Origin of the sequence: Micromonospora sp. CA-263727, from assembly GCF_050942455.1 — a bacterium.
Lineage (GTDB): Bacteria > Actinomycetota > Actinomycetes > Mycobacteriales > Micromonosporaceae > Micromonospora.
This window is the reverse complement of the sequence record NZ_CP192031.1, coordinates 769,967-794,864: the sequence shown is the minus strand read 5'-3', so window position 1 is coordinate 794,864 and position 24,898 is coordinate 769,967. Positions and strand designations below refer to the sequence as shown.

19 protein-coding genes are annotated in these 24,898 nt (G+C 69.5%); 16 read left to right on the top strand and 3 right to left on the bottom strand.

Features of this window, described 5'->3' with window-relative positions:
- Positions 1–510: 510 nt before the first annotated feature.
- From ACQPYA_RS03775 to ACQPYA_RS03745, 7 genes are all read left to right on the top strand, one after another.
- Positions 511–1,032, top strand: coding sequence for a hypothetical protein (locus ACQPYA_RS03775; RefSeq protein WP_433531240.1), 522 nt, complete (start codon positions 511–513; stop codon positions 1,030–1,032).
- 482 nt (positions 1,033–1,514) lie between these two features.
- Complete coding sequence (locus ACQPYA_RS03770; RefSeq protein ID WP_433531239.1) at positions 1,515–2,021, top strand: hypothetical protein; 507 nt, start codon at positions 1,515–1,517, stop codon at positions 2,019–2,021.
- Positions 2,022–2,559: 538 nt separating this feature from the next.
- The gene (locus tag ACQPYA_RS03765; protein ID WP_433531238.1) at positions 2,560–3,699 is read left to right on the top strand and encodes a DUF932 domain-containing protein; all 1,140 of its coding nucleotides are present in this window, start codon (positions 2,560–2,562) and stop codon (positions 3,697–3,699) included.
- Between the two features lie 137 nt (positions 3,700–3,836).
- A complete protein-coding gene (locus ACQPYA_RS03760) occupies positions 3,837–4,373 on the top strand; it encodes a hypothetical protein (protein ID WP_433531237.1) in 537 nt (178 codons plus the stop codon).
- Between the two features lie 159 nt (positions 4,374–4,532).
- Positions 4,533–6,227, top strand: a complete 1,695-nt coding sequence (locus tag ACQPYA_RS03755) for a ParB/RepB/Spo0J family partition protein (protein WP_433531236.1) — start codon at positions 4,533–4,535, stop codon at positions 6,225–6,227.
- Between the two features lie 1,106 nt (positions 6,228–7,333).
- Entirely contained in the window at positions 7,334–7,774 is a 441-nt protein-coding gene (locus ACQPYA_RS03750) for a hypothetical protein (protein WP_433531235.1), read from the top strand.
- Positions 7,775–7,978: 204 nt separating this feature from the next.
- On the top strand, positions 7,979–8,731 hold the full coding sequence (locus ACQPYA_RS03745; RefSeq protein WP_433531234.1) for a hypothetical protein: 753 nt from the start codon (positions 7,979–7,981) through the stop codon (positions 8,729–8,731).
- 354 nt (positions 8,732–9,085) lie between these two features.
- On the opposite strand, the gene ACQPYA_RS03740 is transcribed toward ACQPYA_RS03745, so the two are convergent.
- Positions 9,086–10,156: an ATP-dependent DNA ligase gene (locus ACQPYA_RS03740; RefSeq protein ID WP_433531233.1), complete on the bottom strand. Its 1,071-nt coding sequence runs from the start codon at positions 10,154–10,156 to the stop codon at positions 9,086–9,088.
- Positions 10,157–10,819: 663 nt separating this feature from the next.
- Here ACQPYA_RS03740 and ACQPYA_RS03735 point away from each other — a divergent pair.
- From ACQPYA_RS03735 to ACQPYA_RS03710, 6 genes are all read left to right on the top strand, one after another.
- A complete protein-coding gene (locus ACQPYA_RS03735; RefSeq protein ID WP_433531232.1) occupies positions 10,820–12,337 on the top strand; it encodes a hypothetical protein in 1,518 nt (505 codons plus the stop codon).
- A 147-nt stretch (positions 12,338–12,484) separates the two neighbouring features.
- Positions 12,485–13,195 (top strand): hypothetical protein, encoded by a 711-nt coding sequence (locus ACQPYA_RS03730; protein ID WP_433531231.1) that lies wholly within the window; start codon positions 12,485–12,487, stop codon positions 13,193–13,195.
- Positions 13,196–13,282: 87 nt separating this feature from the next.
- On the top strand, positions 13,283–13,798 hold the full coding sequence (locus tag ACQPYA_RS03725) for a hypothetical protein (RefSeq protein WP_433531230.1): 516 nt from the start codon (positions 13,283–13,285) through the stop codon (positions 13,796–13,798).
- Between the two features lie 384 nt (positions 13,799–14,182).
- Positions 14,183–14,824, top strand: a complete 642-nt coding sequence (locus tag ACQPYA_RS03720; protein ID WP_433531229.1) for a GGDEF domain-containing protein — start codon at positions 14,183–14,185, stop codon at positions 14,822–14,824.
- Positions 14,825–14,969: 145 nt separating this feature from the next.
- Positions 14,970–15,413, top strand: coding sequence for a hypothetical protein (locus ACQPYA_RS03715; protein WP_433531228.1), 444 nt, complete (start codon positions 14,970–14,972; stop codon positions 15,411–15,413).
- A gap of 121 nt (positions 15,414–15,534) precedes the next feature.
- On the top strand, positions 15,535–16,212 hold the full coding sequence (locus tag ACQPYA_RS03710; protein WP_433531227.1) for a hypothetical protein: 678 nt from the start codon (positions 15,535–15,537) through the stop codon (positions 16,210–16,212).
- A gap of 64 nt (positions 16,213–16,276) precedes the next feature.
- Here the strand turns inward: ACQPYA_RS03710 and ACQPYA_RS03705 are convergent, their stop codons facing one another.
- A complete protein-coding gene (locus ACQPYA_RS03705; RefSeq protein ID WP_433531226.1) occupies positions 16,277–16,708 on the bottom strand; it encodes a hypothetical protein in 432 nt (143 codons plus the stop codon).
- A 236-nt stretch (positions 16,709–16,944) separates the two neighbouring features.
- Between ACQPYA_RS03705 and mobF the strand changes: the two genes are divergently transcribed.
- From mobF to ACQPYA_RS03690, 3 genes are all read left to right on the top strand, one after another.
- Positions 16,945–21,201, top strand: coding sequence for a MobF family relaxase (gene mobF, locus ACQPYA_RS03700; RefSeq protein ID WP_433531225.1), 4,257 nt, complete (start codon positions 16,945–16,947; stop codon positions 21,199–21,201).
- On the top strand, positions 21,201–22,256 hold the full coding sequence (locus ACQPYA_RS03695) for a hypothetical protein (protein WP_433531224.1): 1,056 nt from the start codon (positions 21,201–21,203) through the stop codon (positions 22,254–22,256). The genes mobF and ACQPYA_RS03695 overlap by 1 nt, the downstream gene beginning before the upstream one ends.
- A 1,079-nt stretch (positions 22,257–23,335) precedes the next feature.
- Positions 23,336–23,578: a hypothetical protein gene (locus tag ACQPYA_RS03690; protein ID WP_433531223.1), complete on the top strand. Its 243-nt coding sequence runs from the start codon at positions 23,336–23,338 to the stop codon at positions 23,576–23,578.
- Between the two features lie 27 nt (positions 23,579–23,605).
- On the opposite strand, the gene ACQPYA_RS03685 is transcribed toward ACQPYA_RS03690, so the two are convergent.
- Positions 23,606–24,802, bottom strand: a complete 1,197-nt coding sequence (locus ACQPYA_RS03685; protein WP_433531222.1) for a histidine decarboxylase — start codon at positions 24,800–24,802, stop codon at positions 23,606–23,608.
- Between the last annotated feature and the right edge of the window lie 96 nt (positions 24,803–24,898).

Genomic DNA, 24,898 nt, shown 5'->3' with positions numbered 1-24,898 from the left:
CGATCGAAAGGCATCCCCATGCCCCACACCACCCCCACGCCCGACCCGGCCGGACCGGCCGAGACGCTGGCCGACGGGTGATTCGACCAGGTTGGCTTGGTACCAGCGGACGAACTTCTCGTGGCCCCACCTGCGAGATTCCAACCTCTCTTGGCCCCACACGGGCATCGATGCGTCGAGGGGTGGTGCCGCCCGTACCAACTTCTTCTGGCCCCACCCCCGGCAGCGGCCGACACGACTGCCCAGGCCAGAGCGTGCTGCCGCTCCTCGGCGCGTGGACGCGCCTGCGGTGCGGGTCGGCTTGCCACCGAGCAACGGGGCCCGCTTCGGGCGGTTCGGCCCGGCCGGTCGGCCAGCTCTCGGACGTACGGGCAGGTGGGGCCAGCAGAAGTTGGATACAGGTGCACGTCGATCCCACTGGTCCTGGGAAAAGTTGGAACGGTGGGGCCAGAACGGGTTGCCACGAACACCCGCCCACCTGAACCCGAACCGCAGGCCGCGCCAGCCCCGGTGGACCCACCCGGGGCGCACCGGTCGTTCGGCGGGCCGCCGGCCGGGGACTGGGCGTACGACCTCGACGTCTTCGGCGACATCAGCTACGGCAACGGCCCCTGGCCGTACCTGCGCGACGGCAAGCCCGCCCACGTCCGGCTGTCCCCGAACACCGAGTACCGCGCCTGGAACACCGAGTACGTGGGCGTCTGGCCGACATGTCCCGGCAAGGCCCGGGCACGCATGAGCCTGTACGTGCGCCAGCAGAGCATGACCGCCGTCACCGTGCCGACCACCGTGCACTTCGACCTGACCGACAACACGTTCATCGTGGACACCCGCTGCCCACCGCAGTTGCACGACCAGGCGACGGCGAAGGCACGACGCATCCTCGACCTGGTCGCCGCCGCCCGGATCGACCGCGAGACGTATACCCACCCAATCACCGCCCGCGACAGAGCGATCGCCTCGGGCCAGGCCGACCGGGGCGTCACCTCGACCAGGACGCGGACGACGCGCGGGCACGGCCCTGAGAACTGACCCCGTGCTTCCGGAACCCGCCCGGAACAGAGGGGTCAAAGTTCAGCCGGTGTTTGACACACTCATCCGCCGCCGGCATCGTGGCTGGACAGCGGCACAGCGGGAGGCTCGCCCGGGCAGTCGGGCCGAACGAGCGGTGCTGCTCGCACGGCGCAACGAGCAGACCATCCCGTCAACGGCAGTCCAACCGTCACCCTCCCGCTGCCCCCCGCCCGCCGATACGGCGAGCGAACGCCACGCGAGCGGTCACGCCCTGATGTAGCAGCCCTGAGCGGCGCCTACGATGTCGCTCCGCTACGGAGCCCAGTGGCCCGACAGCCACAGGGCCGGCTGCTAGCATCAGAATCTCTTCGGCCTCACGGCGTCCGCGGTGTGGGGTGGGGATTGTTGGTTGTTTCAGGCGACCGGGGGGTTGCCACTTTGTCCGCGGATGAAGTCCCCCGGTCGTTGCAACCGCCGGTTAGTCGCGCGCAGGGACAGGCATGGAGATCCGGAGCATCGGTGGCCAACCGCACACCGACATCGGCGGGGCGGCTGAGTTCACCGGTCGGTCCGAGGCGACAGTTCGACTCAAGACCTCACCCAAGCAACGACTACAGGGCTCGGGCTGGCCCGCGCCGGTCAAGCTAGACAAGAAGTCATGGTTTCCTCTCAATGACTTGAAGCGCGTCCGAGACGTCCTCTTGCCGCAGATCGTCGAGTCCGCCAGAGCACGCGTTCATCACGTGGATCTCGTCGGCGAACCGGATGAACTGATCTCCGCCACCGAGTTTCGAAAGATCCTGGAGGTCAGCCAAGGGGCATGGGATAGGTACGTCGACCTCAGCCGAGTGGCGTGGCGTCGCCACGAGGACGGTTACCTCCCCTTCTTCGATCATGAGGAACCGGCACCCGGGCCGGGCATGGTTCGTTACTGGAAGCGCCGCCGCGTGCAGGAGTGGATCAACAGAAGAGGCACAGGCGGTCGGGCGCACGCGCAATGCGAGTGACAACGGCAGTTCCCCCGGGGGCCGCCCATCGCCGGTCCGCCGCCCGGCTGCTTGACGAGCCAATGGTGATCGCCCGTCGCAGCCCCGTCTGCTAAGGGCACGCTCCCGCTTCCGCCAGCTGAAATCGGCCTGCGGCCGATGGCCTCCGGCCCGGTCAGCGTCCCGCCGCTGAACCGCGGCGCCTCGCCGGCGAGGCAGGCTCCGGGAAGGAACAGAGCAGCGGCCGATTCTTCCCAGCAACCTGCCCAAGGGCAACCATTTTTTGTGGTGGGGGGCAAGCCACACACCAGCTTGCCCCCCACCACAAAAAATGGTCGATCGTAGATCAGGCCGCCGGGAAGAATCTCCGAGCCGCAGGAATGCGCGGACCGCGCTGCACTCAGCAACATTCAACGACCGAGATAACTCCTGGTCGTCATCGCCAACAGATTGGGCCATCCGACTAGACATCCGAAGTAGCGTCATGTACCATTAAATATGTGAGGGAGGGGTGGCAACCCCCGACCGAATAGCCGACAACCCAACCGAAGGAACTATCGTGAGTGATGCGATCAGCACTATTCCTCTGACTGCTCGGCACGCCTCGCTGGCGGACCTGACTTCCATCCTCAATCAGCAGCAGGGGCACAAGCTCGACATCGTCGCCGGAACGGGGATGTTGCGGGCCGAAGCCGGTAACCTACGCATCACCGGCGCAGAGCCGGTCCTTACTGACACTGGTGTCACCTCCTCCGATGGGCTGTACCTGCCCACCGAGATCGGTGATAGCGGGCTCGGCGAGAAGCTGGGCATCCCCACTGGCTACCTGCGCAAGACCCGCGCTCAGGCCCTGCACCTCTATGACGCCAACGTCAACGGCTGGCTCGATCTTCAGCACGGCAAGCGATACCTTGCCCGGTGCCTGTCCGACGGCAACGGTGGCGGCATTCTGCGCGCCTTCCTCAGCGACGGATACAAGATCATCGACCACCTCGACGTTCTGATGTCCGTGCTGTCCGGAATCCGTGAGTCCGGGCTGCGGGTAAATCTTGCGTGCGACCTGAGTGAACGGCGTATGGTCGTCCGGGTTCACTCCGAGGCCATTAAGACCCTCGCTCCGACTCTGCTGCGCAACTACCGCAGCCCCTTCACCGGAGCGACCGGCGCGGACAACCCGGTTGTCTTCGCCGGGCTCGTCTTCGCCAACAGCGAAACCGGCGAGGGCGCGATGACCATCACTCCGCGCATCGTCGTTCAGGTCTGCGACAACGGCGTCACCATCACCAAGGATGCCCTGCGCGCGGTGCACCTCGGCGCGAAGATGGATGAGGGCACGATCCGGTGGAGCAACGACACCCACGAGGCGAATCTCAGCCTCATCGGTAAGCAGGCCCGCGACGCCGTACGCCGCTTCCTCGACGTTCGCTACGTCCGCCGGAAGATCGAGGAGATCGAGGAGAAGGCGGGCCGCCGCATTCCCGACCCCGACCACACCATCCGAGTCGTCGGGCAGCGACTTCGCTTCACCGAGGACCAGCAGCGCCTGATCCTCAACCACTTCATCGACTGCGGGGACCGCACCGCCGGGGGCATGCTGCACGCAGTCACCAGCGCCGCACAGACCTTCAGCGACCCCGACACCGCGTTCGACATGGAAAACGTCGGCATCCGCGCCATGGAGATCGCTGCCACGCTCTGACCGCTGGCCGGGTGCCGCCACCAGCGGCACCCGACCCGCAGCGGCCCGAACCGGCAAGACCTCGCCGGTGCCCCGCCGGACACGCTCGATCCTCGCGTGCCGTCTCATGCCGATCCCCTTCGATCGATGGAGCAACCATGTCCATGTTCATCGGGCTGCCTCACGGCGTATCACTGCCGCGACACCTCGCGGAGCCCGACGCACGACACCTCGTATCCGTACTCGCCCGCACCTTCCAATGGACCGGCCCCCTGTTCGGCCGCGCAGAGGTCGAGGCATACCTACACGCCCAGGCCGACGACCCCGCCACCCTGCCCTGCCCCGCCCTGAGCGACGAGGACTGGCAGCGCGTGCAGAAGACCGCCGCGTGGAAGGGCCTCGCCGCCGACGCCCGCCGCGCGATCGCCACGGCGGACATCATCGGTCAAGCCCTCCGGCAGGCTGGCTGCTGCTGCGGGCACTGCGACACCCCGATCTCCGGCCCGCCAACCGCCAATTGGGGTCTCTGCCCCGTCTGCCTCAACCGGGCACACCTCGCTGACCTCCAGCTCCTGCCCTGCCCGGCGGGCGACGGTGCCAGCCCGCACCGGTGGAACGGCGGAACCTGCACCGACTGCACCATGCCGTCACCGCCCAACCGGCCACACCTCACCGCTGTCGCCACCGCCGCCTGACTGATCGAGCGCCGTTCCTTGACAACTCCACAGCGATCCGCGCGAGGCCCGCCGCTACCGCTATCGACAGCGGCCCCACGAACCACCGGAGCGCTCTGGACGGCAACCCCAGACGCGCCCCGGACAACCAACACCCACAATCCGAAGGGAGCACGAACCGTGCTTACGGAAACCGCACCCGCACCGCAGATCGACAGCGAGGCCCCCGACGACTCCCCGGAAGCCACCAACCTTCCCGAGGCCGCCGAGGCAGTCACGACCGACACCGACGCCAGCGCCCAGGCCACCGACGACGCCCAGAACATGCCCGAACTGCCCGGTCGGCACCGCATGGTCGAAGTCAAGAACATCAAGCCGAATTCCAACAACGCCCGCGACGACGCGCAGGCTCTGCCCGGCATCGTGCAGAACCTGCACCAGGACGGCGTTCGCGGCCTCCTCTCGCCACTCATCGTCACGCCGCTCGGGCTCGGCGACGAAGGCCCATACCTCATCATCGACGGCGAGCAGCGCTACTGGTCCGCCGTCGAGGCAAAGCAGAAGTGGATCCAGGTCATAGTTCGTGACGACCTGGCCGCCAACCGGGAACAGCTCATCAGCATGCTCCGGCAGGTCCACCGCACCGAACTCACCGCAGCTCAGCAGGCCCGAGGTATCCAGCAGCTCGCCCTCGACGGCATGAATGACGACGAAATCGCCCGGCGCACCGGCTACAAGCCGGAGCAAATCAGGGCCGGGCGGCAATTCGCCACCCTGGACAAGCGCTCTGCCGAGCGCACGCAGACCCTCGGGCTCGACCTCACCCAGGTCGCGGTGCTCGCCGAGTTCGCCGACGAACCCGAATGCGTCGAAATGCTGCTGGACGAGGCCGAGAACGGGCCGTTCGCCTTCGCCCGTGCCGTCGAGCAGTATCGGGGCACGCGCGCCGCGATCGCAGCAGAGGCTGCCCGACGCGCCGAGCTTGTCGACGCCGGGGTCACGCTGCTGTCCGAGCACCCCGGGTACAACCACCCCAAGATCAAGGAGGTCAGCGACCTACGCGACGCCGAGGGCAACCGCCTCGACGCCGAAGGGCACAGCGGCTGCCCCGGACACACCGTGCGGCTGTTCCTCACCTACGACGAGCGGCTGACCGAAACCTGCTACTGCACCGACTGGCGCGCGCACGGCCACGCCCTGCCCGCCTACGCCGTGGCCCTCACTCGCGGCGGTCCCATGACGGAGCAGGAGAAGGCCGAACGGCGACTGGTCATCGAGAACAACAAGGCCATGGAGGTCGCCAACACGGTCCGCCGTGAGTGGTTGACGACGTTCCTGACCGCCAAGGCCCCGCCTAAGGGCACGGCGAAGCTGATCGCGGAGATGCTTGCCGACTCCGGCTACATCCTCTCGACCTGGATCAACGGCGGCCGGAAGATGCTCGACGAACTCCTGTCGCCGGGCAAGACCAAGCGGCCCGGCACCAAGCGCGTCCCCGCACGCGGTGTCAGCGACGGCCGGTTCTCGGTCATCTCGCTCGCAGCCATCGCCGCCGCCAACGAGAGCGCCATCACCCGATCCTCCTGGCGGGCACCCGACCCGGCGGTCGCCAAGTGGTTGCAGTGGTGCGTTTCCAACGGCTTCCAGGTCGGCGAGGTCGAACAGCTCATCATCGACGCCGTCGCCAACCGCACCAAGCAGCGCGCCGACCTGACCGTCATCACCGCCCCGAAGCCCGACGAGCCACTGTCCGGACTCGACACCGACACCGCCGACAACAAGACCGAGCCCCGACCGGACGAGGGGACGCCCAGCGCCTCGGACAACACCGACGAACCTGCCGGGTCCGAGCCCGAAAGCCGTCTCGCCGCCTGATACAGCCGGTCGGGGGCCACACCAGGCCCCCGACCGGCATCCCCCTACCTCCCAGGCACGCCCAGATCTCGCCTCCAGACCCCCCACCGCCCGACGAAGACCGCCAGCCCTCCGACGAGCAATAGCCAACAGCGCGACCGACCGCCGTCCTCGACCACCTCCAGCCAGTCATCACCGCTCGCCCGCGCGCTGTGCCCGGATCAGGGCGCATCGAGCGCCCGGCTCCGGACGAGGGGCGCTCACGCGCCGCCCCCTCGCCTCCCCCGGCTCACCACTCACCCACCGTCCGGCCGGCACGGCACAACGAACCCCACCCCTCCAAAACCAAGAGGTTGCAGATCATGCACGACGACGGCATCGACCACATCGAGTTCCCGACTTCCGTGTGCCCCGACGCCGAGGCAAACGTCCCGCACGGCCCGCACCGCATCGAGGGAACATGGCGCGAGCGTTGCCCCGGTGTGACGACATTCGCAGCTCAGCGAGCGGCGGCCGACGCGCCCGCTCATGTGCGGGACGCCTGCCCGGCACTCCCGGTTGGTTGCGTACGATGCACGACGCCTGCCACGGTACGCGCGGCTATCACGGCGTCTCAGCGCTCGCCAATCGGCGCCGGGCCGGCACATTCCGATGGATGCGTTGAGCAGGGCGGAATCACGACCCGTGCTGCGGGTTGCCCGGCTCGCGGGCTATAGCTGCGGCGACCCGGGTTCACAAGCTCGATGACTACATGCCGCTGCGCCTATTGAGGTCGCCACATGTCAGCGAGCTGCAGGCCGGCGCTCCCCACAAAGCGCGGCAGGTCCTCCTGACCCACACTCACATCGAGGCCACCACCGACGACATCCACGGCAGCGGCGGCTTCACTCCCGTTCGCCCGTCCTAAGGAGTCACGGACACCGGCCGCCCCGGCCGATCGCTACGCTCGCAACCAGCCGCGTCAGCCTGCCAGCTCCGCCGCCACCCGCGACGATCGCCCATCACCGAGCGCCCTCTACGAACCACTCCAGCCTGGACAACACCCACATGAAAGGGTATAGTAACAATATCTCTGGCGAGGCGGCGAACCTTCCCCAGAGCCACGCGTCATCCCCAAGGAGTCAGTCATGCCATCCACCGTCCTTACCGATGCCGAGCGTGCGGCGGCACGTCACCTGCCGCTGTGTGGTCACTGGCAGTGCCACACAACACGGCCCCAGACACTCGACGCGCAGACAGACGTGGTGTTGATCCATGACTGCGCGGGCCGCCAGCACCTGTTCCGCGACGGCGTCGACCACGGACTGATTCTCACCGCCGGCAATGACCGCTGGTCGCTGACCCGCGAGCGCCACGCTCACATCACCTCGGTCCAAGGCGAACGCTGGGAGCTGATCCCCGAGCCGGCACCCGCGTGTGTCGGCCGATGGGACGCACTACGACGGGAGTACGTAGCGCGGCACCTGCCGAGCGGCCGGGTCATCGCGCGATGGGACACGCAGTACGGGCTACTCGCCCGAGCCGCCCGCTACTACCTTCGTGTCAGCACCCGCCCTCTACCGGCCTGATGAGACCACCTGCAGGCACCGTCAACGCCGCCCCGGCCGCTGCCCTGACCGCAGATGGGCAAGGCAACGGCCGGGGGGTTAGTTTGGCGAACTCCCCCCGGCCGCCTAGTGCCGACGCCACACGGGCCCCCAAAGACCCATACGCCGAGCACTTAGCACCCATCCTACGACACATCACTCATCGGTCAGGCAAGCGGTAAAAGCATGATCACCACCAGTATCGAGCGGCTCGCCCATCCCCTACGGTCGCCGCGTCAACCGATACGGCATCATCGGCGCATGCCCACCCGCGATGCTCACGGCAGCGCCCACGTCGGTCGCACCCAGGCCGCGGCGATGCTCGGCATCTCCGTCAGCCACCTGGACCGGCTCTACGGCGAACGGGCCACCAACGGCTTCCCCGAGCGCGTCAACGGCACCGAATGGCGTGCTAATGACATTGCCGGCTTCCAACTTTCCCGGGACAAGGCCCGACGCGCTGCCAGCGCCGCCGTGGACCGCACCGGCGATCCCGACGAGCTCGTCCCCTCCGCCACCGTCGCCCGCATCCTCGGCTATCGCAGAGTCGACTCCCTGCAAGGGCGCAATCGAATCTGGCCGCTCCTGCTAAAGCGCGTCGACGACGAATCCCTCACTCCCACCGGCCGCAAGCGCCGCCGGTGGAAGCGCCGCACCGTGTGGGAGATCGCCGACAGCCGCACCGGTAAAGGCGCCCCCCACACCGGCCGCCCCCGGGCGACGCCCCAGGGCCACCCGGACCGCTCCGGCGATTCCGACGAACTCGTCGGCGCCGCCGAAGCCGCACGCGTGCTGGGATACAACCACCCGAACGCCCTACCCAACGAGGTGCTTCGCCAGGCAGACGAAGACACCGTCGGTCCGAAAGGCCGCCACCGCCGCAAGTGGAAACGCGCGACGCTCTGGGCGATCCTCGATCGAGCCCAGCAACAAGCGTAGTTCCTCGTCGCCCACTGGAACACGGCAGGCGCTGCTCCGCACCCGGGCCGATACGGTGTAAAACCAGGTGCACCGCCGGCTCCCCTCCGGCCCGTCCACACCTGTCGGCGCGTGAAGAATTGCCCCACGGAAGCATCGTCACAGCGGTGGACTTGATCCAGGCCCGCCGCGGACGGCCCCACAGGCCAGGCCGCATTCTCCTCATGGCCAGCCGACGGGGTCGCCCGATGCCTCACCTGCAGGACGCCACACCCCGCCCATCTCGGCACGCTGGCCCTCCATCGGTCCAGGTGAGCGAACCCCGGTGGTGCAGATCCCGCCCACCGTCCCGGACCGCGCTGATCGCCTGGGCACTCACCGCAGGTCGCCGAAGTAGCCCTCCTCCTCGCCGAGCAGCAGCGGCACGTCACACACCGACATGTCCGGCTGGGCCCGCGCATACCGCACTGCGTGCCGCCAACGCCCGTGCTCGAAGGCCACGTCGGCGTCGATCTCGGCCACCACGGTCGGGTCGACCCGCACGTACCGGACCGGCGCCAGCCGATCCAGTTGGCCGGACCAGGCCGCCGGCAGCGGTTCGGGCCACGGATGCTCCACCGCGGCACCACGGTGCCGCCCAACGCGCGGCGGGGACAGCAGCGCGCCGAGCTGCTGCCGCTGCGCACCGGACAGCGGGTGGGTCCGACCCGTATACCGCAGCCGGCCCCGCCGGTCGAACCGCCCGAGCAGCACCGTGACGGGGTCACGGATGCCGCCGGTCACCCCGCCGACGATCGCCTCCGTGACGATCCGGGTCCGGAACTTCCACCAGCCGCGCCGGCCAGGCTCGTACCGGCCGGCCAGCCGCTTACTGACCACACCCTCAATGCCGGTCGCCACAGTCCAGTTGAGCACCCAGTCCGCGACCTGCCGCATGTCAACCGTCTGCGGAGTCAGAGCCAGCTGCGCTGGCGCGTCGACGAGCAACCGCTCCAGCCGCGCCCGCCGCGCTGACAGCGGCAACTCCAGGACCACCTCGCCGCCGACATCGGCCAACAGATCGAACAGTACATAGTGAGCCGGGCGATCCCGGACCAGGCCCAGCAGCCTACGGCCAGCCGTGACCCGCCGCTGAAGCAGCGCGAAGTTCGTCCGGCCACGCTCCCAGACGATCAGCTCACCGTCCAGCACCACCCCGGGCGGAAGGGTCCGGATCGCACGGGTGATGTCCGGGAAGTAGGTGGTGAGGTTCTTACCAGCCCGCGACTGCAGGTAGACGCCATCGGACTCGCGGAACGCCAGACACCTCCACCCATCCCACTTCGGCTCATGGGCCAAGCCCGCACCGTCGGCCACGAGGTCGACGGACGCGGCGAGCATCGGCGCGACCGGCCGGCGCAGCACCGGCGCGGTCGCCGCGTTAGCCCGGCGCCGCGCCGGGCTCACTGCCGACGCCAGCCGTGAACACTCCTCACCTCCGTCATCGTGGAGGAAGAGACACCGAACGGGAGTTAACATCCACACGAACGAATGACTGCCCTGGCGGCCGTCCTGAGCGCCACGACCGCCGCGTCGCCCTGCGGCGCCTCTCGGCGCCAACTGCGCGATCCGCTCCCCTGCCGCCTGACCGACGTGGAGATCACCGCCAGGCACACCCGACGGTGGCGGGTTGCAGGCCCGGTCCTAGCGGACCGGAAACCGGAAGCGGCCTCCGGCCGCACTGCCCAAACCCTTCTTCCTTCGGTGGGGGCCGAACAGGCTAGCGACGTGCTCGCTCCGGTCAAGTCCGGGCGCGGCTCGCAAAACATCATGCACACCCCGCATGATCTTTTCCTCGAAACCCCGCCCCCGGACTTGACCTCCACTGCGCGCGCCGCGGGACGAGTGAACTCGCCCCCACCGCCGAAAGAAGTGGGGGACGCCGCCACGCCCGCACAGCCGAGCCGGTCGGCGTAGCCGTCGGCATCCAACGATCAAGATCATCAAATCCGATGCCCGAACAGCACGGACACGGGTAGCCAGCCAACCCCAAAGCGGGTATAGTAATAGTTGTTCGGAGGGGACGGCGAACCCCCACCGCACACCACACACGAACCCCCAAGGAGACGCATGGTCATCCATGGCGACCCCCAGCCAGTTATCGAGGGATACGGCTGCGCGACGTGCGGCGTACCGCTGACGGTCATCACCGCGCAGGGCGAGAAGGCGTTTCTGCACTCTGCCCGCAGCCCCGAGGACCACGAACCCCAACCGGTGCCCCTTGCCCAACTCGCCAACATGCAGTTGGTATGTGACTTCTGCTCCGCGCCGGACCCGGTGGCCAGCTTCACCTTCGGCAAGCTCGACGTGGCGTTGACGACCGGCGTAGCCGGAATGCAACTGCACAACCTCGGCAGCAGTTGGGCCGCGTGCGAGGTCTGCGCACGCCTGGTCGAACGGCGCGACCCCGAAGGGCTCACCCAGCGCGCCCACAAGCGGGCTCGCCGCCGCCACGGCGGGCCGGGAGCGCACATCCTGCGCCCGCTACACCAAGGGCTGTTCGCCGCTACGCCCGGCACTCCCGTACGGCGACCCCTCGCGAGCCGCGCCACCGCCCGCCCGGCCGACAGCCCCGCAACCGACGCCCCCGCCGCGCCCGAATTCCGGACGCTGCGCCCGCAGATGCTGCCCAAGGTGCGGGATCGGCTGGTGCGGTTCTGGCGGACCTCCGGCCGGAACCACCTCCTGGACGCCCTCACCGCCGGGGAGACGTACAAGGTTCCGGGGCACATGCTCCCCGGCGCTGCCCTCGACGCGCCCACCGCGACCGTCGACGTCGACAACGCCGAGCCGATGCGGCAGTACACCGCGCTCATGGCCAACCACGTCGAGAACGCGCGGATCTTCTGGATCGACCCCGACTTCACCACCCTCGCCGCGCACGCCGCGCGTGACCTTCCGGACGTACGCATCGAGTCGGTCGAGATGCCCGCTCCCGACGGACTGCTCATCTGGCACGCGCCGATCTACCGTCCGACCGAACCGCAAACCGGCGTCACGGTGCCGATCATCGCCGCGCAGTGGGGACCGGTCCCCGGCGGCGTCTGGATCACGTTCTACACCCCCGCCGAAGTCCTGACACAGGGCCGCCAGCTCACCGAACGCCAGTTGCAAGAACTCCGCGAGCACATCGGATGGCTAGCGCCGGTCAGCACCGGCGCGGGGCTGCGCTTCGGCCAGCCCTACGCACCCGCCAGCGAACAAACCCGCCTCATGCTGTGCTCCCTGATCGCGACGTGGATCCTCACCACGCAGCCCGACGCGGAGATCACCGACGAACCAGCCGACAAGGCGACCCGCAAGGCGTACCAGCGCGCCAACCGGCCCACCCCTCTCGTACGGATCGTACGGCTGCGCCGCAAGCAGCAGACGCCACGCGCCACCAGCGACAAGAAGTCGACGCGCGTCTACACCCGCCGCTGGTGGGTGCCCGGATTCTGGCGAGAGAACCAGCCATGCGGACCCGGTCGTACGCTGCGCCGCCGCACCTACGTGCGCGGACACGTCAAGGGGCCGGCTGACGCGCCGCTGATCCTCACCGACCGGGTACACGTGCTCGGCGACCCGACCAACCAGCACGAGCAATAGCGGCCGCCCCGGGGGAGCCCCCCGGGGCGGCACCACTCATCGGACCGAACAAGGTAGACACCCATCCCGCAAGCGGGTATAGTAATAGTTGTTCGGGTGGGACGGCGAACCCCACCAGGACAACCACCGAACCCCAAGGAGTTTCTTGTGAGCAGTCGTCAGCTCGACGCCCTCCCCGGACGGGACGGCTACATCGTGCGCGTGGGGTGGGACCGCCCCCTGCGCAGCTTCTTCGCCCAGGTGATCAACCTCGGCGTACTGGACGAGGAGAGCCCCGACGCCATGCCCGTCTGGCTCGGCGCGGGAGAGACCGTTTCCGACTCGGAAACCGTCATCGAGGCCGTACGTCCGTACGCCGTCATCCCCGACACCCTGCGCGCCGACCTAGAGGCAGATCGCGCCTGGGAGGGAACCCGGGAGCAACCCGGATTCGCGCACACGATGCCGGTGGTCCCCGGCCCGGCCCCACTCGAAATGACGGCCACCCTGACCTACCGGACCACCGGCGGCAGCCTGGTCACCTGCCCTCTGCGCATCTACCGCACCGGCATCTTCTCCGTCACGGTCGTCGTCACCGACACAACCGCCCGCGCCCCATCCCGGACGCGGCGCATCATCCGCGCCCTGATCCGCAGGACCACCCCGGGCCGGATGCCGGACACGGACCACGCCGCCACCATCCACGCCCTGCTGCGCGCCGCCTTCGACGGGTTGCACGTCGAGCACATCCAGTACACGCCGCACCAGAGCGGCGAAGCCTTCCACGCGTTCCGCATCGCCCACGACGGCAGCACGGTCCGCGAGGCAGTTCCGCTCGCCGACATGCTGCGTCGCTTCGGCGCGGACATCACCACGTAGGGCCGGGCACACCCATCCCCGCCCACCCCGACCACCGGTGCCGGCCGGATCATCCGGCCGGCACCACCTGAGCCAGAAAGACCCCTCATGCCCGAGATTCCCATCCCGGTGACGCTGCGGCACCGCCCGACCGTCGGCGGCCTGGTCGTGCCGTGGATCACGATGCAGATGCCCGACGGCCGATACCGGTTCGGAGCCATCGACGCCGAACGGCTCCTAGCGGCACTGACCGACCGCATCTGCCAGATCTGCGGCAACCCGATGGACCGGCCGTTCGTCTTCGCCATGCGCGACGTCGACCTGTCCCGGCTCATCTCGTCAGAGCCCGCCATGCACCCCGAGTGCGCCAAGTACAGCGTGGCCGCCTGCCCCATGCTCGCCGGCACCATGAGCCGCTACCGCGCCCAGGGGTCGGACTCCCCCGCGTCGGCGGGCGACCCGGCAGGCGTCCGGCCGGGCCACGCCGCCCACTCCTGGCGGCTGCTCTGGACGAGCGGTTACCGGCGAGTCTGGGATCCCCGGACGCGCACACCCGCCGCTCAGATCCTCCTCACGCACCTGCACCGGGTGCAACGGATCAAGTCACCCACCACCGACCAGTAATCAGGCACACCCGGCGGCGGCCTCGTGCCGGCCGCCGCCGAGTGGTGGCGGGTTGCAGGCCCGGTCCTAGCGGACCGGAAACCGGAAGCGGCCTCCGGCCGCACTGCCCAAACCCTTCTTCCTTCGGTGGGGGCCGAACAGGCTAGCGACGTGTGAACTCGCCCCCACCGCCGAAAGAAGTGGGGGACGCCGCCACGCCCGCACAGCCGAGCCGGTCGGCGTAGCCGTCGGCATCCAACGATCAAGATCATCAAATCCGATGCCCGAACAGCACGGACACGGGTAGCCAGCCAACCCCAAAGCGGGTATAGTAATAGTTGTTCGGAGGGGACGGCGAACCCCCACCGCACACCACACACGAACCCCAACCGAGGGAGAGCACTCATGCTCAGCGCGTCCACGGCCCTGCTCGCAGTCACCAGCGCCTCATGCCTCGCGCTCCTCGCGCGTAACGCGAAGCTCCACACCGAACTCGCCAGCGCCCGCCACGACGCCGACCACGACCCGCTGACCGGACTGCCGAACCGCCGCGCCCTGCTCCGGCACCTGAACGCGCTGCTCGCCGACCACACCCGCCCGGTCGCCGTCACCCTGATCGATCTCAACCGCTTCAGCGACATCAACAACGAGCACGGCCACACCGCCGGAGACTTCGTGCTCTGCCAGGTGGCGGACACCCTGACGGCACTCGACCTGTGGCGCGCGAAGGTCGGCCGCATGGGAGGCGACGAGTTCCTGATCATCACCGACGACGGCATGCAGACCGCCCGCACCAACGCCGAGGCCGCCGCTCAGGCACTCGACGCAACGACGGTCACCCTCGGTGCGACGACCTTCGGTTGTTACGCCAGCCTCGGGCTCGCCATCGCGGACCACAACGACATGACCGCCGTCGACCTCATCCACCGCGCAGACGCCGCCATGTACGCGGCCAAGCGACGCGGCGGAGGCGTCAAGGAGTGGCACCCGAACATCGGCGCGACCATCACCACGACGCGCCCGATGCAGCGCCGCCGCTACCGCTAGTCAACACCCGGTCGGGTGGCCCGAAGCACAGACACCGCGTCGGGCCACCCGGACGAAGAAACCCCGCACCGGTCACGCAATAGGCATCGAGAAGGACGGCGAACCCCGCTCGGATGCCCCACCAAACCCCACAGCAGGAGTCCCCATGACAGCACCAGACGAGCCCACCATGCTTCTCCCGACCCTGCCCACCGAGCAGCGCACACGCCATGTCCTACGCCTGCTCGACACCGCCCGCCGCCGCATGGCACAGACCCTCACCGTCATGCGCCTCTGCCCTCACGCCCCAGCGTGGCCCACCACGCCCACGAACGACACCGCCGCCGCCATCGAGCTACGCGCCGCCACCGTCGCCCTGATCAAGTACGCCCGGCGGCACCACTGCGACGCCTGCAACCCCGGCCGCATGCGACACACGTTGCGCCTAGCCGCCCTCCTGCTCGACCTGTGGCAGAACGGCAAACACCACGTACAGCGACCCGACCTGTACTCCGTCACGCTCGCCCACCGCGCCGAACGACACTTCGGCGACACCGCCGGATGGATCACCACCGGCGACCACCGCCGCCTTCTCGGTCAAACCGACTGATCAACGCGCCGCCGCCGCACCACGACGGCGTCGACGTGCATCGAGCACGCCGCCGCCAGCTCCCGCTCCCGCCCCTCACCCACCGAATACCCAACGCCTCAACTTCGGAAGGACACCGCCCGTGGGCATGACCCGCCCCGAACTCGTCACGATCGCGCAGACCTGCGCCGACTGGGCACCCAACTACTTCCACAGCCCAATCCATGGCGGCAAGGACGCAGCTATCCGCTACATCGCAGACAGCCACCTCGACGGACTCACCCTGAAGTACGGCCGCCCTGCCGTCTGGTCAGCCGTAGCCGCCCACCTCGACGCCCGCCCCCACCTACTCACCGCACCACAAACCACCCAGGCCGAACGCAACAACCGACAAGCCGACCGCAACGCCCGCGCAGACGCCCACCTCAACGCCGCCCTCTGCCACCACAAGGCAGCCCAGCCGTACGAAACCCTGGCCCTGATTGACCGCGCGGAACTCGCCTCACCCACCCACAAGGACTACGACCGGCTCCGCCACTCCGTACAGCGCAACGTGCCGCCCCTCGTCCCGACCGACCTCACCGGCACCGGACTGCGCCACCGCGTCACGCTGCCGCTGGCCTACCCGCACCCCGGGCCGCCCGTGATGTACCACGGCAGCACCGCCCGGCGCTGGGTCTACCCCGGCCACCGCGTCATCCAAGGCAACTGGCCCGCCGCCATCCCCGAGCACTGCACCGCCACCGACGACGAACTCATGGAATGGAACGCCGCAGGCACCGTCCGCGTCTGCACCGGCTGCGGACTCGACTACACCTAGACACCGCAGCCCCGCACGCTGGCCGGTCCGGATCACCACCCGGACCGGCCAACCCTCCACCAGCTCACGCCCCGACGTCACCAGACACAGCAACACCACCGGCCCCCGCGCCCGCATCCCCCCGCACCGGCCCCGGTCTCGCCACCGCCGTCCGCCGACGACGCGGCAGCACCTCGCCCAGCTCCGCGACACGCGCCCGCACCGCCGCGCCGTCCGCGCCACGCCGACACGACCGCACCCGGGCAACGTCCACCCCGGTCAAGTCCGCCGCCAAACCGTCGTCGCGCAGCACCGTCGCCAGCACCGCCACGGCCAGGCCGTGCGCCGCATCAGACGCGCCGACCTCCTGGTCCAGCCGTGCTACGGCTTCGCGCCGCCGGCGCTGCGCGTCCTGCACCGTGCCGGCGGCTTGCTCGACCGCCCGCACCGCCCGCAGCTCCAACTCCTGCCGCCGCCGCAACGCCCGCGTCGCGTCATTCCCCGTTTTACTCGCCATTTCCCGACAGTAACGACTGCCCGGTTCCGCCCACCAGCCTAAACCCTCCACCGATTCTCGGAATCGTTCGAAGTTAGCCAGATTGCCCAACTCACCTACCGCACCTGTTCGGTCTTGGCTACAGCATGGCTGGCCTGCTCAAACCTTTACCGCCCCGCCCTTTGCTCACTTACAGGGGACACACCCCCTTGCATTCTCGACTGCCACTTCCGTAGTTGATCTTCTACGGTCGGGGCATGCTGACCGTCACGCGCATCTCGCCCGGCGACGGTTACCGCTACGTCATGGAACAGGTCGCCGCCGGCCGTCATGACCTGCGCCCCCTCGGCGACAGCGGCCCGACGCCCTACTACATCAACCACACCGCGCGCGGTGAGAGCCCCGGCTGGTGGGCCGGCAACGGCGCCGCGGTCCTCGGCGTCAGCGGCTGGGTCACCGAACAACAGATGCGCTATCTCATCGGCCAGGGACGGCATCCCACCACGGGATTCCGGCTCGGCCAGAAATGGCGGATCTACACGCCGATGACCGACGAATACCGCAACGAAGCGGTCCGGCGCGCGCTGGCGCACCTGCCCGATGACGCCACCGTGGAACAACGCGACTCGGTGTGGCAGCGCATCATGAACGCCCCGGAAAGGCGGGCCGTGTCCGCCTACGACGTCACCGTCTCTCCCGTGAAGTCCGTGTCGCTGCTGTGGGCTTTCGGCGACGACACGGTCAAGCAGGACGTCGTGGCCGCGCACCACGCCGGGGTACGCGCGCTGCTCGATCACCTCCAGCGGCACGGGGCCTTCACCCGCGCCGGCGCCGCCGGTGTCCGTCAACTCGACACGGCGGGACTGGCCGCGCTGGTCTTCGACCACCGGATGAGCCGCGAACGCGACCCGCAGTTGCACTCACACATCGTCGTCTCCGCGAAGGTCGAAACCGTCGACGGCAACGGCAACCCGCAGTGGCTGGCACTGGACGGACGGGCCTTCTACCGCGCGACCGTCGGCGCCCGGATCGCCTACGAACGCGCGCTCGAACTCGAACTACACCAGCGCCGGGGCGTCACCTTCGCCGCCCGCGACGACTCCGGCATCCGGGAGATCGCCGGCTTCAGCGAGGCGTCGCTGCGCCACTACGGCAAGCGGCGCGGCACCATCACCGAGGAGATGGACCGCCGTGTCGACCGCACCGGACCCGCCGCCCGTTCGCCGGCGGCGCAGTGGCGCCGACGCGCCCAGGACGCGACCCTGCGGACCCGCCGCCCTGCCACAGGCGCGGAGTCCACCGACCAGGCCGTGCAGCGCTGGCATGCCGAGGACCGCACCGCTCGCCTCGACACCCCCGCCCAAGTACGCCGGATCCTCACCGGCGACGTGCACGACCCCACCGCCGACGCGGCGCGGCGTGTCCTGCGCCGCGCCCGCCAGCTCTACCCGGCCGGGGTCGACGAGGAAACGCTGCGCACCGCCGCCAACCAACTCGGCATCGCCGGGCCCGACCGCGACCGGGTCATCGACACCGCCGTACGCGCCGACGTGCGCCTGGCGCTCGCCCGCGCCGTGCACACCCTCGGCAGCGAGCGAGCCGTGTTCGGCCGCGAACACCTCGAACTGGCCATCGGCCGGGTCCTCGACATCACCCCCGGTACCTCGCCGATGGCGGACTGGCAGCGCGTGCAGACCCTCGCCGGTGAGGCCATCGCCAAGAACCTCGGTGGGCTGCGAGTGCTGACACCGCCCGCCCTCGTGCAGTGGGGACCGACACTGCTGCGCGAAAGCGACCAGCACAGCGAATACACCCGCCACCGCGACCTGCTGATGACCACCCACGCCGTCCTCGCCGCCGAAAAGGAAGTCATCACCTACGCCGGCCGCCGCGGCGCCCGCCCTGCACCCGACACCGCGATCGACGCCGCCACCACGACGTTCCGGTTGTCGCCGGAGAAGGCGGACGCGCTGCGTTTCCTCGTCGGCGACGACCGGCGTGCCACCGGCGTCGTCGGGCCCGCCGGCACCGGCAAGACGTACCTCCAGCGCGCCGTCGTCGCCGCCGCCCAGCACACCGGCGTGCCGGTGCTCGGTCTCACCGTCGGGCAGTCCGCCGCGCAGCTGCTCGCCGACGCCACCCGCCAACCCGACGGCACGATACTGCGCACCGAGAACATCGCCCGGTGGCTGCACTCCCACGACCGGCCGCCGCCCGGCACCCGCGCCGCCGACTGGCGCTTCGCACCCGGGCAGTGGGTCATCATCGACGAGGCGTCGCAGGTGTCCAGCCACGACCTCGCCCGCCTCGTCACCCAACTCGACGCCGTCGGCGGCCGGCTCATCCTCGTCGGTGACCCCGCGCAAATCTCCGCCGTCGGGCCCGGCGGACTGTTCCGCTACCTCGACAGTCTCGGCGCCACGACCCACCTCACCCAGGTCCACCGGTTCGCCGACATGTGGGAGGGAGCGGCGTCGCTGCGGCTGCGCACCGGCGACCTCACCGTCCTGCACGAATACGACCGCCGCGGCCGGCTCCACGGCGGGCACCGCACCCTGCTCATCGGTCAGATGCTCGACCGGTGGGCCGCCGACATGGCCACCGGACACCCCAGCATGATGCTCGTCGAAACCGGCGACGAAGCCGCCGACATCGCCCGCCGCGCCCGCCACATCCTCCTGCGCGCCGGCCTCGTCCGCACCGGCCCCGCCGTGCGCCTGCGCGACGGCAACCACGCCAGCGTCGGCGACGTCATCGTCACCCTCCGCAACGACCGACGGATCGGCGCCGGCGGCGCGTTCGTCGCCAACCGCGACCGATGGCGCGTGCAAGCCGTCACCCGCGCCGGGCGGCTGCAGGTCACCAACCTGCGCACCGACGCGAGCACGGTGCTGCCCGCCGCGTACGTCGCGCGGCATGTCCAGCTCGCCTACGCGCTCACCGTCGACTCCGTCCAAGGGCAGACCGTGCACACCGCTCGCGCGCTCGTCGACGACAGCACCAGCCTCGCTCGGTTGTACGTCATGCTCACCCGCGGCCACACCCTCAACGAGGCGTACGTCGTCACCGACGACCACCCCCGCGAAGGCACTCCACCCCAGCCACCCACCGCCCGCGTCGCCGTCCTGGCCGACATCATGCGCCGCGCCACCCCCGACCGCTCCGCCACCGAAACCGAACACCAACTCTGGGCCGACGTCGACGCCCTGCACACCTGGGCGCCCATCTACGACGACCTCGCCGCCCGCGCCCGCATCCCCCACTACCTCACCATCGTGCAACGCATCGCCGGCCGGCCCTTGGCCGACCGGCTCGCCGGTGACCTCGCCCTGCCCGCCCTCATCACCCGCCTGGCCACCCTCGAAGCCGCCGGACACGACCCCGCCGATGTGCTCCGCCGCACCATCCGACACCGCGAGCTCACCACCGCCGACGACGTCGCCGCCGTCCTCTCCTGGCGCATCGACCGGCTGCTCACCCGCGCCGTCGCCGACCCCGTCACCGCCACCTCACCGGCACAGGCCGCCACCTACACCAGCCGCCTGCCCACCACCGGCGGCGACGTCGGTGACGCGCTGCGTCGCGTCGCCGCCATCTGCGACCGCCGCATCGAAGCCCTCGCCGAGATCGCCGCCACCGAGCAACCCGCCTGGGCCCGGGCCCTCGGCGACGTGCCGACCGACCCCGCCGGCCGCGACCAGTGGCTCGGCCGCGCCGAAATCGTCGTCGCCTACCGCGACCGCTACCAACTCGCCAGCGACCACCCCATCGGCGCCGAACCCGCCACCAGCGACATCCACCGCTGGAACGCCTGGCACCGGGCCCGAGTCGCGGTCGGCGCCGCCACCCTCGCCGGTCGCCTCACCACCGCCGACACCGCCACCCTGCACCACCTCATCGACGCCCAGCGCGCCGCCGACGCCGCCGCACCCACCTACGTCGCCAACCAGCTGCGCGCCGCGCACCGCGACCTCACCGCCGCCGAACACCGGCACCACGACCTCACCCTCCTGGCCGCCGCAGTCGACGCCGCCGGCCACCGCGCCACCACCCGCGCCCGCCACCTTCAGCCCCGCTGGTGGCAGCGCGGCCCCTCCCGCGCCCGGCTCCTCGCTGCCCGCCGCGACGCCCAGCAGCGCGCCCACAGCGCCGCCCGGCACCGCAGCAACCTGCGCCACGAACTCGCCACGCAGCAGCAGACGGTCGATCGTCAGCAACAGCGCGTCGCCGGCTTGGAAACCGGCCACGGCACCTGGACCCGCTGGTACGCCGACGCGCTACCCACCCGCTACGCCGGCCTCGCCGCCGCCGCCGAACACGCCCGCCGCGCTGCCACCCGCAACGCCACCCTCGCCGACGCCGTCGCCACCACCACCGACCGCGTCCGCGCCATCGACGACACCCGACCCCAACCCCGCACCGCCGCCACACCCGACCGGCTGCCCGCGCACGCCGACGCCACCCGACGCCGGCTCACCACCGGTGTCACCGACAACGAGACGGAGCTTGACTGATGCCCGGACACCCCATCGCCTACGTCGACGAATCCTGGCTTCAACAACGCGGCAACCCCGGCGCCTACCTCATGTCCGCCGTCCTCATCGAACGCGACGACATCGCCACCGCCACCGAGGCCGCACACGCCGCCGCCCGCGGCCACGAATACCACTCCTCGGTGCTCTACCACCGAGGGCACGTCGGCGTCATCGAAGACATGCTCGACGTCGTCAACGCACACGCCGGCTGGTCCGTCATCTCCGTACACACCCCGCTGCGACACGGCAGCCCGGAACCAGCACCAACCAGCGGACACCGCGTCGTCAGCTACCTCGAACGCCAACGCGAACACGCCCGACAGATCAGCCTCGAACGGCTGCTGCGCCACCTCAACACCCACCGCGTCCGCGACGTCATCCTCGAAAGCCGCGCCAGCCAAGACGAATGGAGTCTCGCCCGCGCCAGCGGCACCCGCGTACCCGCCACCGACCGCAGCGACGTGCGCGCCTACCGCCGCCTACTCGACCACCACGCCATCAGCCACCGCATGCGCCTCGTCCACGTCAAAGACCGCACCCACCCCGGACTGTGGATGGCCGACGCCGTCGCCTGGTCCGCCGGACGCGCGCTGCGCTCCGACGAACCCCAATGGTGGAACCGCATCGTCGACGTCGCCACGATCCTCGAAGCCACCACCGGCACCGAACTACGCCTCAACGAGAGGAGGGCCGCTCCACCAGATGGCGAACGCGACCCCCACAACCTGAGCCAACGTGCCCAAGCCATGTCCTCACCACCACCATACACCGAACCCGACCAGCTAACCCAGGCCGGGAACATCCTCACCAACCTCATCGCAGAAGCCCACCACGCACGCACGCCCACCGGCGAAGAGTTCACCCGCGAAGTCCTCAACCGACTCGACGGCCTCGCCGAACGCGTCAACGAACTCAACGACGCGGTCAGCCGCATCGCACCTCTGCCATGCAGCGAAGCAGCCGTCCATCTACACGACGTCAACGAGCCCACGCCCGACCCCGGCGGCCCCGACAGCCCCAGCATCTCCAGCTAACGGACCCCTGCCACGGCAGGGCTGAGTGAGCACGATGTGCTCGACGGCACCGGCTGGGGCGCCGTGAAGCGCAAGATCGCGGCACCGACCGGACCTAGACGCCACGGCGCCGCCAAACAGGTGTATGCGCTCGCTAACGGTCAGCCCTGCCCTCCGGTAGCAGCACGGCACCGTGGGCAGGTGCGCTCAATGCGAAATCCTTCAGGCTGACACGAACCCTACCGTCGACGCATTCGGGCGATCGGGGTGCGTGCCGTCGTGCGCAACGTCGAAGACGGCGACGTCGCCTGGACCAGCCGAAACGGTTCACAAGAAAGGTGCCAAAGGCCCCTGCTGCTCCTACGTCCTGCCCTACACCTCACGCTCGGGCGCGCCCAGCAACCTAACTCGGAAGTAGACCAACTTCCTCCCGATTAGGGCCGCTTCGCGGGGCGGAGCGGCCGAGACTAACCCCAAGTCGGACATGCGTCGCAACTTTGCCGGGGCCCTGGGTTCCCCGGGGAACAGCCAGTAGGTCGTCGCGGCGTCGCCGCTGACGAGGTGGCGGCAGCGTTCGCGGACGAGGGCGGGCACGCGACCGGCAAGCGGTACGGACAAGACGATGGGTTGCGCGCCGAGATTTTGCCCGCGGGCGACCATGTACCGGTCGAACGTGACGCTGGTGCCGTGCGCGCTGCCGCAGGGTGACATTCCAGGTGGCGTAACGGCGCGGTACCTGGGCGTCGGTTGCCCGGGGTAACGGGGGGCGGCAATCTCAGGCGGCGAAATCTCCCTCAAGACCTGGAGCAGCAGGCCCGGCTCTGCAAGCAGCCGAAGCCCTCCACCGCGTGCGAGCCATAGGCCGTCACCCCGTTCGATCGAGCGGCGTCAGGTACGCTACGTACACGCCCTGCGCGAGGGGCTCGTACTCGCGACAGCATCGCTACCGACGATGCGCCGGCAATCCGATGGACCATGGCCCGGATCCGGCAGGCGACGTAGCGGCCAAGGCTACGCGATTCGGTGATGCCTGCGCGCATCTGTTGACTCATAGCCGCTTTAGCCGGGCCGTGGCCGGCTCGATCGAGCCGGAGTCACGCATGTTCGCCTCGCTCGTACAACTCTCGCCTGGGCTCATCATCCTGGTAGGGCTGGTCCGAGCCCGACCGGTCGCGCACGCGCTGATCTTCGTCATTGCCGCACTGGTGATGATCGTATCGCGTGATCCCGGGCGGATCGATCGCGCCAAGTATGTGCTGGATGCGCCGATCAGGGCTCTATCTGGGCGCACGCGGTCGCGGGCCCGCGGCGAGAACCGACACCGCCGGACCAGTGATCGATGACGACGACGCAGGACGCTCCCGCCAGGGCTAAGGAATGCCTACCCTGGTGGCGCATGCCGGGTGCGTGGACCTGTCCAACTCAGATGGCCGGGACATCTGCTTGCCTTTCTCCGCGAGGGCCGCAGCGAGTTGGTCGACCTGGGAATGGCTGACGCCCGGCATACAGACGATGTGGCTGCGGCCGTCCATGCTCGGCAACGGCCATCGCGAAAGGACCGATGCAGGTGGGGTCCGCAGGACCACGGTCAGCGCGTGTGGGTGGCGCCAGCTCGGCCACCCGATGTCCTGGAGGCGTTGGTGGGCGTACTGGGCCAACTCTTGTCCGTACTGCGCCCGCTCGCGTAGTCCCGGGCGGCCCAGTTCGTGGAGCACCAGCCACAGCATCAGGGAAGCGAAACCGTTGCGGGAGCCGGTGATGGTGGTGTCAGGGCTTCCGATGTATGCCGGAACGGCGTTGGGCAGGTGATCGGTGTTGTGGTGTCGGGCGATGAGGACTCCACACGGCATCGGCGTGCCGAGGAACTTGTGGCCGCTGATACAGATGCTGTCTGCGCCGTGGGTCAGGTCGAAGCCCGGCGGATCGTCGGTCAGGGCCAGCGGTATGCCGGACAGCGCGGCGTCGCTGTGGAGGTATCGGTCGTGGACGCCGACGTCCGCGAGGAGGTCTTGGATGTAGATGACGTCATCGACGGCTTCCGTGAGGGTGGTGCCGATGTTGGCGACGACGATGATCGGGCGACGGCGGTGCAGCTCGGCGTGGCAGGCGAGTTCGTCGTAGTCGATTTCCCCGTTAGGCTGGGCGTTGACGACGATCGTGGACAGCCCGAGCAGGTGGGCGGCTTTGGGAATGCTGTAGTGGGCGGCGGTGGAGTGGACGACGATGCCGTCGGGGTAGCGGCTGCGGGCCAGTTGCAGGGCCGCCAGGTTGCTTTCGCTGCCGCCGCTGGTCACGTACCCAGCCCACGGTTCGGGAGCGCGGAAAAGGTTGGCGAAGAAGGCCAGGACCTCGCGCTCGAACTCCTTGGTGTGGTGGGGATGGATGGGGTCGATGTCGGGGTCGCCGGCGTTGTTGAGCAGGTGGCCGAGGAAGGGAGCGAGCTTGCGGTAGTCGATGTCGACTGCGGCGGGGAAGCCGATGTTCGTGCTGGCTGTGCCGGCGAGTCGGCGCAGCAGGCCGCCGAGCCGGGAGTTGTCGTCAGGTCCGTTGAGTACGGTGCGGGTCATCCCGTCTCCTTGTTGAGGTAGGGGATCCGTCTGGTGGGCCAGGTGACCTTGGTTGGGGCGGCGGTCGCCCGCCGGGGAAGCTGCCGGCGACCGCCG

What these genes read in the sequence shown, in the direction of transcription:
- ACQPYA_RS03770 (WP_433531239.1), top strand. Translation starts at nt 1,515, where the DNA reads ATGGAGATCCGGAGCATCGGTGGCCAACCGCACACCGACATCGGCGGG.
- ACQPYA_RS03760 (WP_433531237.1), top strand. Translation starts at nt 3,837, where the DNA reads ATGTCCATGTTCATCGGGCTGCCTCACGGCGTATCACTGCCGCGACAC.
- ACQPYA_RS03750 (WP_433531235.1), top strand. Translation starts at nt 7,334, where the DNA reads ATGCCATCCACCGTCCTTACCGATGCCGAGCGTGCGGCGGCACGTCAC.
- ACQPYA_RS03745 (WP_433531234.1), top strand. Translation starts at nt 7,979, where the DNA reads ATGATCACCACCAGTATCGAGCGGCTCGCCCATCCCCTACGGTCGCCG.
- ACQPYA_RS03735 (WP_433531232.1), top strand. Translation starts at nt 10,820, where the DNA reads ATGGTCATCCATGGCGACCCCCAGCCAGTTATCGAGGGATACGGCTGC.
- ACQPYA_RS03725 (WP_433531230.1), top strand. Translation starts at nt 13,283, where the DNA reads ATGCCCGAGATTCCCATCCCGGTGACGCTGCGGCACCGCCCGACCGTC.
- ACQPYA_RS03720 (WP_433531229.1), top strand. Translation starts at nt 14,183, where the DNA reads ATGCTCAGCGCGTCCACGGCCCTGCTCGCAGTCACCAGCGCCTCATGC.
- ACQPYA_RS03715 (WP_433531228.1), top strand. Translation starts at nt 14,970, where the DNA reads ATGACAGCACCAGACGAGCCCACCATGCTTCTCCCGACCCTGCCCACC.
- ACQPYA_RS03705 (WP_433531226.1), bottom strand. Translation starts at nt 16,708, where the DNA reads ATGGCGAGTAAAACGGGGAATGACGCGACGCGGGCGTTGCGGCGGCGG.
- mobF (WP_433531225.1), top strand. Translation starts at nt 16,945, where the DNA reads ATGCTGACCGTCACGCGCATCTCGCCCGGCGACGGTTACCGCTACGTC.
- ACQPYA_RS03695 (WP_433531224.1), top strand. Translation starts at nt 21,201, where the DNA reads ATGCCCGGACACCCCATCGCCTACGTCGACGAATCCTGGCTTCAACAA.
- ACQPYA_RS03690 (WP_433531223.1), top strand. Translation starts at nt 23,336, where the DNA reads ATGTTCGCCTCGCTCGTACAACTCTCGCCTGGGCTCATCATCCTGGTA.
- ACQPYA_RS03685 (WP_433531222.1), bottom strand. Translation starts at nt 24,802, where the DNA reads ATGACCCGCACCGTACTCAACGGACCTGACGACAACTCCCGGCTCGGC.